Consider the following 13,865-nt stretch of genomic DNA (forward strand, 5'->3'; position numbering starts at 1 on the left):
GTGATCACGCCGCCTTCGGTCACGCTTGGCGAGGCGGTCAGGGTTGCAGTGGTGGCATCGACCGAGTCGTTGATCGTGGTCTGAGCCGGCGTCGGGTTCGGGGTCAGTTGTTCGAAGTTGCCGCCCGTGGCGTTCTCGATCGTGACACTGACAGTCGAACCGTTGTTGTAGACGTCATTGGCCGGGGTCTGGAAGTCGACGCTGCCTTGGGTCTTGCCCGCTTCAACGGTGATGACCTGGCCGTTGGACAGGGTCACGGTCACCGGAGTCTGGGCAGGGTTGCTCAGGGTCACGGTGTAGGTGATCACGCCGCCTTCGGTCACGCTTGGCGAAGCAGTCAGGGTTGCGGTGGTATTGTCGAGGGTATCGGTCACTTGGGTAACCGCTGGCGTTTGCGGCAATGTCACCGCCAGCCCGCCACCACCGGCACTACCTGTCACGGTCGCCGAAATCTGCCCCCCGTCGATGTAGGGGGTATCGTTTGCCGGAACTACGACGTTGACGCTACCACTGGTCTGCCCGGCCGGAATGACGATCACGGCACCGTTGGACAGAGTAATTACCAGGTTGGTGGTCGGTGCCTGACCAACGGTGGCGGTATAAACGATTACGCCACCCGCTTCACTGATAGAAGGGGTTGCGCCAAGAATCAGATCAGTAGCGACGTTGGTATCCGTCGTCGGTGTGGTCACCAGGTTGTTGCCGTTCGTGTCCAGCAGGCCCACTTCTTCGTTATCGAGTACGCCCGCAAAGCCCAGCCCATCCGTCGGGAAACCAACCGTCGGGTCAACTCGGCCAGCCGTTTCTTCGAGCATCACGAAGCTGTGGCCACCGCCCAGCGCACCACCGCCCGCTGCTGACGGGCCAGCGGCGGTAGCTTCAAGTTCAGTAGTCGGGTCAACACCAGCAGCAATAGCCTGCTGCAGCTCTTCCACCGAAGGCGCGGCCTGGGCTGCCGCCTGGCTCAGGTCAGTACTGCTGTCAGGCGCATCGGCGCTCCATTGGCTGTCACGGCCCAGATCGAGCATACGGCCATCAGCCAGCTCCAGAGTCACTGCGCCACCAGGACCGGTGAGCACTTCTTCACCGGTCAATAGACGGTCACCTTCGATAAGTACACGCCGGATGCCCTCTGGGGATACCGCAATAACCTGGCCGACAATGCTTTTGACGATGGCTACAACGCTGCTCATTGGACTCTCCGTGTGACCCGATGGGTACTTCCCTGCCAGAGCGGCGCTTGGTAGCCACTTCAGGCGGAACTATGTCGATGATCTCTTGACGTTTTTGACGTCAATATTCCGTCTATAACTTTTTGGAATTGCTTGACTGCCAAACTATTGACCTTATACATGCCATCCTAAACAATCGGCAATGTAATGTCACATTGATATTTGTACCTTAGCCAAGCGTTTCCCAAGGACAAATGTCTTACGTCATCTAAAACGTGTTAAGCCGTCAGCCCCAGCAGTTTTTCATACACCTCAGTAGCCATAAATCATGCGGCGCGGTTGTCTTACCTCGGCAATGTCAGCGTTACTGGCGTCAATATCCAGATCACTGTCAATGACCCGGACACTGACTGCCGAATAAGCACAAACCTTGCCGGAATGCGACCCGCAGAGGCCGATAACCGGCCAGAGCCGAGAGCGTGTGCTCGCTGAGGCACACCAGGCTTTCAACTCTGCACGAGCCACGAGCAGCGATTTGTCGCAAATCAAAGACATGACGTACGAGTGCGCAAATACTTGCATCCCGCTCATGGGAAAGCGCTCGCGAATATTGAATGCTAGAAGGCAATGGATCTGCTTTCTATAGATGAATTTTGACTAACAAGCTACAGGCATGCGCCAATAAACCAACGCCTGTTTAATGACAATGACTAAGCTGGAGCCCAAGGCCCTTGCATCCCTTGGTTGGGTGGCAAGCTATGCTGCAACAAGCGGATGATGGCTGGACCAAAAATGAAACAATCATTGCTCCACTACGTCTGGTGAAAATGAAGCACGTAGAATTGTTTACTCAACACCGATTCAAGGCGAACATTGGCAGCTGCTCAAGCACCAGGGCGTGATAGCCCATATCAGCACAGCTTTACAGCACCAAAGAGAGCCAGGGTAAGCCGGTCTGACCTTAACGACGGCACACCCACCCCACCCACCACAAGGATGAAGAGAGCGCCGCGTGGAATCCGAAGTCAGTCGAGTCCAACTCAGCCACGATCCACGCAGTCAGCATGACGATCCGCTGCTGGATAGTCTGTTGAGCCTGTGTGTCCTGCATCAAAAGCCCGCCAGCCGGGTCATGCTGACAACTGGCCTACCGCTACCCGCCCAGCGCCTGAACCCGGAACTGCTGCCCCGCGCCGCGGCCCGGGCCGGCCTGCAGGGGCGCGTGCTTCAGCGAAAGCTGGAGCAGATCCCGAGTATCGCCATGCCGGCCATGCTGTTGCTGAAGGAGGGCCGCAGCGCCGTGCTGCTCGGCTGGGAGAACGACGACACCGCGCGCCTGCTACTCAGCGAGAGCGACGGTGGCGAGGTACACGTCAGCCGCGAAGCACTGCTAAGCGACTACAGCGGCCGAGTGTTCTTCGCGCAGCCGCAGCACAAGTTCGATGTAAACCATGGCAACCTCATCCCACGTGCGAAGTCGTGGTTCCGCGACACCCTGCTGCGCAGCAAGTGGTTGTATATCGACGCCATCGCCGCCAGCCTGGTGATCAACCTGATCGCCTTGGCCGCGCCGCTGTTCGTGATGAATGTGTATGACCGGGTGGTGCCAAACCAGGCCACCTCGACGCTCTGGGTACTGGCCATCGGTATCGCCGGCGCGTACATCTTCGACCTGATCCTCAAAGGCCTGCGTGGCCTGTGCCTGGACCTGGCCGGCAAGAAGACCGACCTGATCATCTCGGCAACGCTGTTTGAACGTATCGTCGGCATGTCGATGAAGTACCGACCGGCACGGGTCGGCAGCTTTGCCCAGAACATTCACGAGTTCCAGGGCCTGCGCGACTTCCTCGCCTCGCTGACCCTGACCAGCCTGATCGACCTGCCCTTTACCATCCTGATTTTGGTCGTCATCGCCATCATTGGCGGACACCTGGTGTGGATACCGGTCATCGCCTTCCCGCTGGCTCTGGGCATCGGCTACGCCCTGCAGCGGCCACTGATGGCGACCATGGAGCGGACCATGGCTCTGGCGTCAGAGCGCCAGTCCAGCCTGATCGAAACCCTGGCGGGTCTGGATGCGGTGAAGGTCAACAACGCCGAAAGCGAACGCCAGTACATGTGGGAGCAAACTCTCGGCACCCTGAGCCGGCTGGAACTGCGGGTGAAAGTGCTGTCGAGCCTGGCGATGAACATCACCCTGCTGATTCAGCAACTGGCAGGCGTGGCAATGATCTGCGTCGGCGTGTACCTGATCATCGACGGCAACCTAAGCATGGGCGGCCTGGTGGCTTGCTACATGCTCAGCGGCCGCGCCCTCGGCCCATTGGGCCAGCTCAACGGCCTGCTCGCCCGCTACCAGCAAGCCAAGGTGACCATGGTTTCCACCGACCACATGATGGATCTGCCGCAAGAGCGCAACTTCGAAGAACGCCCGCTGAGCCGCAAGGTGCTACAGGGCAGCGTCGAGTTCCGCGGAGTCGACTTCACATATCCGAACCAGCAGAACCTGGCCCTGAAGAATATCAACCTGACCATCCGCCCCGGCGAGAAGGTCGGCATCATCGGCCGCAGCGGCTCGGGAAAGAGCTCGCTGGCCAAGCTCATCGTCGGCCTCTACGAGGCCGATGGTGGCTCGCTGTTGGTCGACGGAGTAGACATTCGCCAGATCGATGTCAGCGAACTGCGTCACAACATCGGCTACGTCCCACAGGACATCCAGCTGCTCGCCGGCACCTTGCGTGACAACCTGGTCAGCGGCGCCCGCTACATCGAGGACGAACTGATCCTGCAGGCCGCTGAACTGGCGGGCGTACATGAATTTGCCCGACTGCACCCCGACGGCTACGAGCTGCAGGTGGGTGAACGCGGGCAGAACCTGTCCGGCGGCCAGCGGCAGAACGTCGCCTTGGGCCGTGCGCTGCTGCTCAACCCGCAGATCCTGCTGCTGGACGAGCCGACCAGCGCCATGGACAACACCGGTGAAGAACGCCTCAAGCAGCGCCTGCACGCGGTGGTGGAGGGCAAGACAGTACTGCTGGTCACGCACCGTGCCTCTTTGCTGTCGTTGGTAGACAGGCTGATCGTGATCGATCGCGGGCAGATTGTCGCCGACGGCCCGAAAGCCGCGGTCATGGATGCACTGAAGAAGGGGCAGATCAGTGTTGCATAAGCTGGATATGGGGCAGTTCAAGGACGGCCTGCGGCGCTATTTCAAAGGCAGCGACTCGCTTGGCGGCCAGCCGCTGCCAGAGGTAAACAAAGCCCTGATCGAAGATGCGCCGCGGGTGGTTCGGCTGACCATCTGGGGCGTGATCCTGTTCTTCGTGTTCTTGATCGTATGGGCCAGCGTTGCGCAAATCGACGAAGTTACGCGGGGTGAAGGCAAGGCCATTCCGTCTTCCAAGGTGCAGAAGATCCAGAACCTGGAGGGCGGCATCGTCGCCGAAATCTTCGCCAAGGAGGGGCAGATCGTCGAAGTGGGCCAGCCATTGCTGCGCCTGGATGAAACCCGCTTCGCCTCCAACGTAGGTGAAACCGAGGCCGACCGCCTGGCCATGGCCCTGCGGGTCGAACGTTTGAGTGCCGAGGTCCAGGACATCCCGTTGGTAATCGACGAAAAGCTGCGTAAAGCCGCGCCAAACCAGGCGGCCAATGAAGAGTCGCTGTACCAGAGCCGGCGCCAGCAACTGCAAGACGAAATTGGCGGCCTGCAAGAGCAGTTGGTCCAACGCCAGCAGGAACTGCGCGAATACAGCTCCAAGCGCACCCAGTATGCCAACAGCCTTGCGCTGCTGCGCAAGGAAATCAGTATGTCCGAACCGCTGGTAGCAACCGGCGCGATTTCCCAGGTTGAAGTGCTGCGCCTGCGCCGCGCCGAAGTGGAAAACCGCGGTCAGCTGGATTCCACTGCGCTGGCGATCCCGCGCGCAGAGGCGGCCATCCGCGAGGTGCAAAGCAAGATCGAAGAGACTCGCGGCAAGTTCCGAAGTGAAGCCCTGACCCAGCTTAACGAGGCACGCACCGAACTGAACAAGGCTACCGCCACCAGCAAGGCGCTGGACGACCGGGTGCACCGCACACTGGTCACTTCGCCCGTGCGGGGTATCGTCAAGCAACTGCTGGTGAACACCATTGGCGGGGTAATCCAGCCAGGTAGCGATATCATCGAAGTCGTGCCACTGGACGACACGCTGGTCATCGAGGCGAAGATCCTGCCCAAAGACATCGCCTTCCTGCACCCTGGCCAGGAAGCGACGGTCAAGTTCACCGCGTATGACTACACCATCTACGGTGGGCTCAAGGCCAAGCTGGAGCAGATTGGCGCCGACACCATTACCGATGAAGACAAGAAGACTACGTATTACCTGATCAAGCTGCGCACTGATCGCAGCCACCTGGGGACTGACGAGAAGCCACTGCTGATCATTCCGGGAATGGTGGCGACGGTAGATATCATGACAGGCAAGAAGACCATCATGAGCTACCTGCTCAAGCCGATCATGAAGGCGCGCTCGGAAGCCCTGCGCGAGCGGTGATAGCCGGCCTGCTGGTTTCGCCATTGCTGCAGGAGCGGCCTTGTGTCACGACGGGGCTGCACAAGTGGCCCCGTGCATCGCTACGTGAACCCCGGGGCCGCTCCGCGGCCCTTTTCCGGCTCTAGATCGCTTCTAAGGCGGGGCGCAAAAAGCCGTTCAGCGCCAGGGCGCAGGCTCACCTACCAGTTGCCCCTGAATCCCGCCTACTCCCATCTCCTGCAACACCAACCGCTCCCCTTCCGTCTCGACTCGCTCGGCAATCAGCGGCAGATCAATGCTGTGCGCCGCTCGCTGGATCGCTTCGATGAACAGCCGCTTGTGCTGCTCATGATCGATGTTGCGGATGTAACTGCCGTCAATCTTCAGGTACGCCAAGCCCAGGTGCGCAAGGTTGCCAATCATGCTGAAGCGCCCACCAAAGCGTTGCAACGCCAACCCGAAGCCAAGCCCATGCAAGCGCCGGGTAAGTTGCTCCAATGCTACCTGCTCAGGCAACTGCTCCTCGCCAATTTCAAAAACCAGTCGCGGGCCGAGCCCGGCGTTCTGGCCCAGCAGCTCGAAAACGCGCTGAAGCGCCTTGGGGTCAGCCAGGGTGGCGGCGGACAGATTCAACGCCAGTACCTGGTCATGCCCTCGCAGGTGCGCCAACACTTTCTCCAGCACCAGCACATCAAGCCGCGGCATCCAGCCGAAGCGCTCCAGCCAAGGCAGGAAGCGGCCCGCCGGCAAAGCCTCGCCCTGGCCATCCCGCAAACGCGAAATAACTTTGTGGTGCAGTACCCGTTGCGTGGAAGCGCAATCCATCACGGGCTGGAAGAACAGCTCGAAATGCCCATTGATGAACGCCTGATCGAGCCGCTCGTGCCAGGCATGCTGGCTGTCAGCAGCAACCGCGGCAACACCTTGCTCAAGGCATACCCAACCCGGCGTTGGCTGGTTCTCAGCGCGGGCCAGAGCCTCGTCGGCGAGCTTCAGCAACGCCTGCGGTGAATCACCAGGGCTGAATGGCGCCAGGCCTATGCATGCCACCGGGTCGATATCACTGGCACCCGTTTCGTGCAGGCTCTGCAACGTTGCCTCCAGAGCCTGGGCAAGCTGAACTGCCTCCTCATGCACCATGCCCGGCGCCAGCACTGCAAACTCGCCGCCGCGGCTGCGGGAAATAAGGTCGTTGGTTTCCGGGTAGCTGGCACAAGTACGGCGCAGCTGTTCACCTACCGCTTGCAACAACTGGTCAGTACGCTGGCCGCCAAGGCGGGCGTTAAGGCCGGCCAGGCCTTGAACCCGCAACAAAAGCAGGTAGCCGGCGCGCGCGTCTTCCAGGTTGCTTACCCGAGTATTCAGCTGCATTTCGAAATAGCGGCGGTTCGACAGCCCGGTCAGGCTGTCCTGATAGGACTCCGCCCGCAGCCGCTCACTGCGCTCGGCCTGCTCGGTGAACAGGGCTTTGAGCTTCTCGACCATCTGGTTCATTGCTTGCACCACGCGGCGTAGCTCCGGCGTGCGTGGCAATTCTGGCAGGCTAAGGAATTCGCGGCGGGCAATGGCGTGGGATTGCTCGACCATGTAGTCCAGTGGCCTCAACTGGCGGCGCAACAGTAACGCACCGAGCACGGCACTGGCCGCACCGCACAACAGCAACCAACCCAGACTGCCCAAGGCACTTTGCCAAAGCTTGGCAAGGGCGAACATCGGGTGGCTGATCACTTCAACGCGCGCGGCCTGTTGCCAGCCACGACTGACGATTGCATCGCCGCCGGCGGCCTCGAGGCCGATCAAGCGCACGAACCAACGCGGGACACCGCCAGGGTCTGGTTCGGCGTGACGCTCCACCAGCACGGCGTTGGACCCTAGGTCGACGACCTTGATGCTTGCATAGTAGCCACTGTCGAAAATCGAACTGACCATCAGCTCGACCATCGCTGGGTCGTCGATATTCGGTGTCAGGGAAAGCGCCAGCGCAGTGGCCGCATCCTGGGCGTGCGAGCGCAACTGGTTGACGTACTGGCTGCGCGAGCTTTCCAGGCTGACCATGAAACTGCCACTGAAGGCGACCACCAGGAACAGGCAAATGGCCAACAGCAATTGTTTGAACAGTGACATCTGTGCTCCTTCAGTAAACCGGCTCGGCCGGGAACCCTTCGGCCTGCATTTTCTTCAACAAATCCTGCCAGCGTGACAGCCGCTTGGTATCACCAACCTTCTTGTTCCCTGCCGCGCCTGTCAGCCACAACCCTTCACCATTGAAGGCGTACACCGGCAGCAGGTCGATACGCTGGCTTGCCGGCTTGATGGCATCCATCAGACTGTCCAGCACCAAAGGCTGGGCCTGTGGGCTTGAATAATAGGTCAGGACCATGTGTGCCCGGTTCTGCCGCAGCGCCTTGACGTAGGTGATGCGCAGTTTTTCGCTGGGGATTCCCATGCGCCGAAGGCTGAAATATTTGGCGATAGCGTAATCCTCGCAGTCCCCTGCACCTTTGATCAGTGCCTGCACAGGTGTGGCCCAGTAGTCGACCTCATGCCACAGATCGATATCCTCGACATAACGCAATTGCTGGTTGAAGAAGCGGTTGACCACTTGCAACCGTTCAAGCTCGGTACCCTGCTTCTGCGTGGCCATCAGGTTCTGCCAGGCATCAATGCGGCCCTTCCCGACGCCCAGTGGGCCGTACAGGGCCTGCGACTTGCGGCTGATCTGGGAGAAATCCCAATCCGCATGCAAGCCGCCCAGCAGAAGACTGCCCAGCAGCGCGGCAAAGCCGACATATCGCACAACGGTTTTGAGCAACCAGGATATCGCCACTGCGAAGCCCTGTTCAGACCAGTCGAAAGCAGCGATGTTGGGGCTTGCCACAGCAAAAGACAATGGCACCCTGCAATCACGCACCCGGCTGTCAGCCCGCCTATACTTTCTGCTTACATCTTTCTATAGGTCGCTTCCTTTGACGTGCGACTTACTCCACCATAGCCGCGCTTTTGGGGCGCCCGTACCAGTGTGGGTGCAGGTTTGACACCCTCACAAGCTATTACTAGCGTTATTGGATCCAATATAGTCATCGTTGAGGCAGGCGTCGCGTGGCCAAGAAAATCAAATTGAGCAATGTGCTGGCCAGCGAGCAATTGTTGCCGCACCAGGCCCGTGGCGTGATCGAAGAACGCCTGCGCAGCGCCATTCTCGATGGTCGCTTGCCACCTGGTACTGCAATTCGCCAACAAGAGCTCGCCACCTTGTACGGCGTCAGTCGCATGCCCGTGCGCGAAGCTCTGCGCCAGCTCGAAGCGCAGTCCCTGCTGAAAGTGGAGATGCACAAGGGTGCCGTAGTTGCACCGCTGATCGGCGAGGATGCAGTGGACACCTATGCCCTTCGCGTACTGCTCGAGAGCGAGGCGTTGCGCCAGTCTATCCCGCTGCTTGATGCCAGCGACATTGCCAGCGCCCGCGGGTATATCGAGCAACTGGAGAGCGAGACCAGCCACGCCGAAATTGGCCGCCTCAACCGCCTGTTCCACATGGCGCTGTACAGCAAGGCGCCGAACAAGAAACTACTGCGCCTTATCGAGAACGAACTGAACGAGGAAGAACGCTTCCTGCGTTTCCATCTTTCGTCCATGGGCCTGGGCAAGCTGACTCAGGACGATCACAACGCACTGGTAGATGCGGCCAGCGACAAGCTGGTGGACGAAGCGGTAGCAGTGCTGGAACGGCACCTCAATGGCGGGGCGCGGGTGATCCGCAATTACCTGGATACGCAATTGGGGCGTTAGCCCGTTACCGGCTTTACGCGCGAACTGATGGGTTGCAAATTAATCTTGCTCCGCCAACAATGAGACTAATTATCATTAACGTCCATTGATGCCGGCGCCCTCCTCCATGCCCAGCAACGATTCCGTGCAAACGCTCTACAGTGACCACCACGGCTGGTTGCATACCTGGCTGCGTAGCAAGCTCGGCAACACAGCCGATGCAGCTGACCTGGCCCAGGATACCTTCGTACGCTTGCTACAGCGTCGTGAACAATTGCAGCTGAATGCACCCAGGGCCTTCCTGCGCACGGTAGCGCGTGGGCTGGTGATCGATCATTGGCGCCGCGAGGAACTGCACAAGGCCTACCTGGAGGCTTTGGCCCATGTGCCGGAAGCACTGGTCCCCTCAGTCGAGACCCGCGAGCTGCTGCTGGAATTGCTTGAGCGCATCGCACGCATGCTCGACGGCCTCAAACCCAAGGTACGTCGCGCATTCCTGCTGGCTCAATGCGAGGGGCTGAAGCATCAGACCATCGCCGAACAGATGGGGATCTCCGTGCGCACCGTTGAGCGCTACATCGCCGATGCGCTCTATCACTGCTACGTGCTGCGCTATGAAGACGACTGCTGAATCCATGATCGTCGCACGCCCTGATACAAAAACGGTCAGGCAAGCCATTCAGTGGATGTTGCGGCTGCGTGAAAGCGGACACGATCCGGCTCTGCAACAACAGTGCGCGCAATGGCGCAGCATCCACCACGAAAACGAACAGGCCTGGCAGCGTGTGGTTCACCTTCATCAGGACCTTGACCTGCGCGCTATCCCCGGTGCCGGGCTGGCATTGCAGACACTGGAAACCAGCCAGCAGCGCCTGCGTCGCCGGCAGGCACTGAAGCTGCTTGGCGGCATTGTCATGGCAGGATCGGCGAGCTGGCTGGCCAAAGATCTCGATACTGTCAGTGCCTGGGCCTCAGACTACGCCACCGGCACGGGCGAGCGGCGCGTCTTCACCCTGCCCGATGGCTCACTGATGCAACTCAATACCTGCAGTGCCGTGGACTTGGCCTTCCATGATCAACAGCGTCTGGTTCGCCTGAAGCATGGGGAATTGATGATCAGCTGCACCCCCCGGCATCCCCTGCTGCTACAAACCCGCGACGCGCTGCTTGAAGGCTTCGAAGGTCGCTTTGTGGCCTACCAGGATAGTGACTGCACACGTGTCAGCGTCAGCCACGGCAGAGTGGCGATACACCAGCCTGGTAGTGGCCAACTGCAGTGGATCGAAAATGGCCAGAACTGGCGCGTGGATGCTCAAGGTGCGCACCGGCTCGCACACATGGACATGGATGCGATGGCCTGGACTGAAGGGTTGATCGTCACTCAGGACATGCGCCTCTCCAACTTCCTCGCACAGATCAGCCGCTATCGCCATGGTTACCTGGGCTGCAGCAATGAGATTGCCGACCTGCGCCTGTCAGGGGTATTCCGGCTCGAAGATCCGGATCAACTGCTTCGGCTGCTGCCGCAGACGCTGCCCGTACGACTTCGTCGACGTACACGCTGGTGGGTGCATGTGGAGAGCATGACCTGATAAGGCGTTATCGATTTTTGGCGGGTTTTGAATCCAGGTCCGGCTAGGACAGTAAGCGACACTTTCTGCCCTCAACACTTTAACGGACCCTTCATGCCTCTCAGCCCGGTGTCAACCCACACTTACATCCCGAATGATTTTCGTCCAGTCCTGCAATCAGCTCACTTGCGCCATGCCATCCGGGCTGTTCTGTTTGGTGCCGCCTTGGGCCTGGCAACTGCTCCGCAACTTTCCGTAGCGGCCGACACAGCCGAAGCGAGCCAACACTATGCAATACCAGCTGGCCAACTGACCGACGTGCTCAACAATATCGCTCGCCAGGCCGGCATCACCCTGTCGAGCACACCTCAGCTGACCGATGGCCTGCACTCCAACGGATTGCAGGGGCAGTACACTACCGATCAGGCGCTGCGCCAGTTGCTAAATGGCAGCGGGCTGGAAGCCGTCAACCAGGAGGGACGTAACTATGTGCTGCAGGCACAACGTCAGAACGCCGCCCTGGCATTGCCAGACACCGACATTCGTAGTTTCTCCCTCGGCAACGCACTGGGCAGCATGGAGGGTTACAACGCCACGCACAGCCAAGTGGCGACCAAGACCAGCATGCCTTTGGTGGAGACATCCCAATCGGTCTCGGTAGTTTCTCGCCAACAGATGGACGATCAGGGCTCTCAGACCGTAGCCCAAGCCATGCGCTACACGCCTGGAGTACTGACCAACCCCTACGGTGCCACCCATCGCTACGACTATGCAGCCATGCGCGGCTTCAACGACGGCTCGGTGGACAACATCTACGTCGATGGGCTCAAGTCAATGGGCGACAACGGCACCTACAGCACCATGCAGGTCGACCCATACTTCCTTGAGCGCATCGACATTCTCAAAGGACCGTCTTCGGTACTGTACGGGCGAAGCTCGCCAGGTGGCCTGGTAGCCCTGACCACCAAGAAGCCACTCTTTGCCCCTTACCATCAGGTTCAGGCCACGGTAGGTACTCAGGGCCAGCGTGGCGTGGGCTTCGACTTCAGTGGTCCTGTGGATGACGACAAACGCATTGCGTATCGACTGACGGGTTTGGCGGATGCTTCCGACACTCAGTTCGACCATAACAAGGAAGAACGTTACGCAATCGCCCCTGCTATCAGCGTCGACTTCACCGAAGACACCTCACTCACGCTGCAGGCCTATTTGCAGCACGACCCTGACGGTGGATACCACGGCGGCAACCCTGCAGACGGCATGCTGCACAAGCGCAACGGTTTACGCCTGTCAGACCATTTCTTCGAAGGCGAGCCGAGCATCGACAACTACGAGCGCACTCAGCAGTCCTTCAGCTACCAGTTTGAGCACCGCTTCAATGATGTGTTCACCGCGCGGCAGAACTTTCGCTATCAGGATTCCGACGTGTCGATGGACCAGGTGTACGCCGCCGGCTGGGCAGATGTTGACAGCAATATGCTAAACCGCGCCTATACCGGCGGCGACGAGCGTCTGCATTCGTACATCATTGATAACATGCTGCAGGCAGAATTCTTTACCGGGGCCGCCAAGCACACCTTGCTCCTGGGGGCCGACTACCAGCGGCGCAAAGCCGACGTGACATGGCGTTATGGCACCGTCGACCCGCTGGATGCCGGCAATCCGCAGTACGGCAATGGCAACCTTCAGGTACTGGGCGAGAACCGCTACCAGCGGCGCTTGCAACAAACGGGTGTGTACCTGCAGGATCTCGTGGAGCTGGACCAGTGGCGCTTTTCCTTGGGGCTGCGCCAGGACTGGGTGAAGGTGTCCGAAGAGAACCGCGACAGCGACAGCAAGGTCAGTGATCAACGCTCCAGGTTCACCTCCCGGGCAGGAGTGCTCTACCTGTTCGAGAACGGCATTGCGCCCTACATCAGCTACTCGGAGTCGTTCAACCCGAATACCGTGTCCGACCAGCAAGGCCGGCCGCTGGCACCGACGGAGGGCACTCAGTGGGAAGCTGGCATCAAATATCAGCCACCAGGGAGCGACAACCTGTTCACCGCATCGGTGTTCCGCATCGAGCAGGAGAATTTGGCGTCTAAACAGCCTGACGAAGACTTCTACCGCCCTGTCGGTGAAGTCCGCTCGCAAGGGCTGGAGCTGGAGGCCCATGTGCAACTGACCGACAGCCTCAAACTGCTGGGTGGCTATACCTTCACCGATATCGAGTATTCGAAGTCAATGCCGAGCCTTGTGTCGGGCAACTTGGACAACAAGGGTAATTCGCCGACTCAGGCGCCGAAACAGATGCTCTCGCTGTGGGCCGACTATAACTTCCGCCAGGGGGCACTGGATGGCCTGCGGCTGGGCGGTGGGGTGCGATATGTGGGGTACAGCTGGGTCGATGCGGAAAACAGCATGAAGGTGCCTTCCTACACCCTGTTCGACGCCTCGATCGGCTATGACCTGGGCAAGGTCGGTCTGACGGGTGTGGATGTGCGCTTGAACGCCAACAACCTTACCAATGAAAGCTACATCACCTCATGTGCCAGCCTGAACTACTGCTACATGGGTGAAGAGCGCAATGTGAGCGCCACGGTCAGCTATCAGTTCTAACCGATATTGAAACCCGGAAAAGACAAAGCCCCTGTCTGCATCGCAGACAGGGGCTTTGGGTTTGAATCTTGACGATGACCTACTCTCACATGGGGAAACCCCACACTACCATCGGCGATGCATCGTTTCACTGCTGAGTTCGGGATGGGATCAGGTGGTTCCAATGCTCTATGGTCGTCAAGAAATTCTGTGTGCTGGCCCGTCCCTTGGACGCGCCTGCGAATCTCTGTAGTTCCTAC

9 protein-coding genes and 1 rRNA gene are annotated in these 13,865 nt (G+C 59.5%); 6 read left to right on the top strand and 4 right to left on the bottom strand.

Annotated elements, in window-relative coordinates; translation table 11 throughout:
• On the bottom strand, nucleotides 1-1,193 hold a 1,193-nt coding region (locus ACF8EF_RS21555), incomplete at its 3' end, for a retention module-containing protein (RefSeq protein WP_392461897.1).
• 991 nt (nucleotides 1,194-2,184) lie between these two features.
• Here ACF8EF_RS21555 and ACF8EF_RS21560 point away from each other — a divergent pair.
• Nucleotides 2,185-4,341, top strand: a complete 2,157-nt coding sequence (locus ACF8EF_RS21560; RefSeq protein ID WP_176685774.1) for a type I secretion system permease/ATPase — start codon at nucleotides 2,185-2,187, stop codon at nucleotides 4,339-4,341.
• Nucleotides 4,342-4,348: 7 nt separating this feature from the next.
• A complete protein-coding gene (locus tag ACF8EF_RS21565; protein WP_176685780.1) occupies nucleotides 4,349-5,707 on the top strand; it encodes an HlyD family type I secretion periplasmic adaptor subunit in 1,359 nt (452 codons plus the stop codon).
• Between the two features lie 156 nt (nucleotides 5,708-5,863).
• Here ACF8EF_RS21565 and lapD read toward each other — a convergent pair whose 3' ends face one another.
• Complete coding sequence (gene lapD / locus ACF8EF_RS21570) at nucleotides 5,864-7,810, bottom strand: cyclic di-GMP receptor LapD (protein ID WP_176685775.1); 1,947 nt, start codon at nucleotides 7,808-7,810, stop codon at nucleotides 5,864-5,866.
• 10 nt (nucleotides 7,811-7,820) lie between these two features.
• Nucleotides 7,821-8,582 carry a cysteine protease LapG gene (gene lapG / locus ACF8EF_RS21575; RefSeq protein WP_176685776.1) on the bottom strand — a complete coding sequence of 254 codons (762 nt, stop codon included), beginning with the start codon at nucleotides 8,580-8,582 and terminating at the stop codon, nucleotides 7,821-7,823.
• Nucleotides 8,583-8,785: 203 nt separating this feature from the next.
• On the opposite strand from lapG, the gene ACF8EF_RS21580 reads away from it, so the two are divergent.
• The 4 genes from ACF8EF_RS21580 (at nucleotide 8,786) to ACF8EF_RS21595 (ending at nucleotide 13,626) form a co-directional block, all read left to right on the top strand.
• Nucleotides 8,786-9,475: a GntR family transcriptional regulator gene (locus ACF8EF_RS21580; RefSeq protein WP_176685777.1), complete on the top strand. Its 690-nt coding sequence runs from the start codon at nucleotides 8,786-8,788 to the stop codon at nucleotides 9,473-9,475.
• 106 nt (nucleotides 9,476-9,581) lie between these two features.
• Entirely contained in the window at nucleotides 9,582-10,085 is a 504-nt protein-coding gene (locus ACF8EF_RS21585; RefSeq protein WP_392461899.1) for a sigma-70 family RNA polymerase sigma factor, read from the top strand.
• Between the two features lie 4 nt (nucleotides 10,086-10,089).
• Nucleotides 10,090-11,046: a FecR family protein gene (locus tag ACF8EF_RS21590; RefSeq protein ID WP_176685781.1), complete on the top strand. Its 957-nt coding sequence runs from the start codon at nucleotides 10,090-10,092 to the stop codon at nucleotides 11,044-11,046.
• 165 nt (nucleotides 11,047-11,211) lie between these two features.
• Nucleotides 11,212-13,626, top strand: a complete 2,415-nt coding sequence (locus tag ACF8EF_RS21595) for a TonB-dependent siderophore receptor (protein WP_392461901.1) — start codon at nucleotides 11,212-11,214, stop codon at nucleotides 13,624-13,626.
• A gap of 66 nt (nucleotides 13,627-13,692) precedes the next feature.
• On the opposite strand, the gene rrf is transcribed toward ACF8EF_RS21595, so the two are convergent.
• Nucleotides 13,693-13,808, bottom strand: a 5S ribosomal RNA gene (gene rrf, locus ACF8EF_RS21600).
• Nucleotides 13,809-13,865: the final 57 nt, after the last annotated feature.

Source organism: Pseudomonas sp. zjy_15, assembly GCF_043101865.1.
GTDB classification, from domain to species: Bacteria; Pseudomonadota; Gammaproteobacteria; order Pseudomonadales; family Pseudomonadaceae; genus Aquipseudomonas; species Aquipseudomonas putida_Y.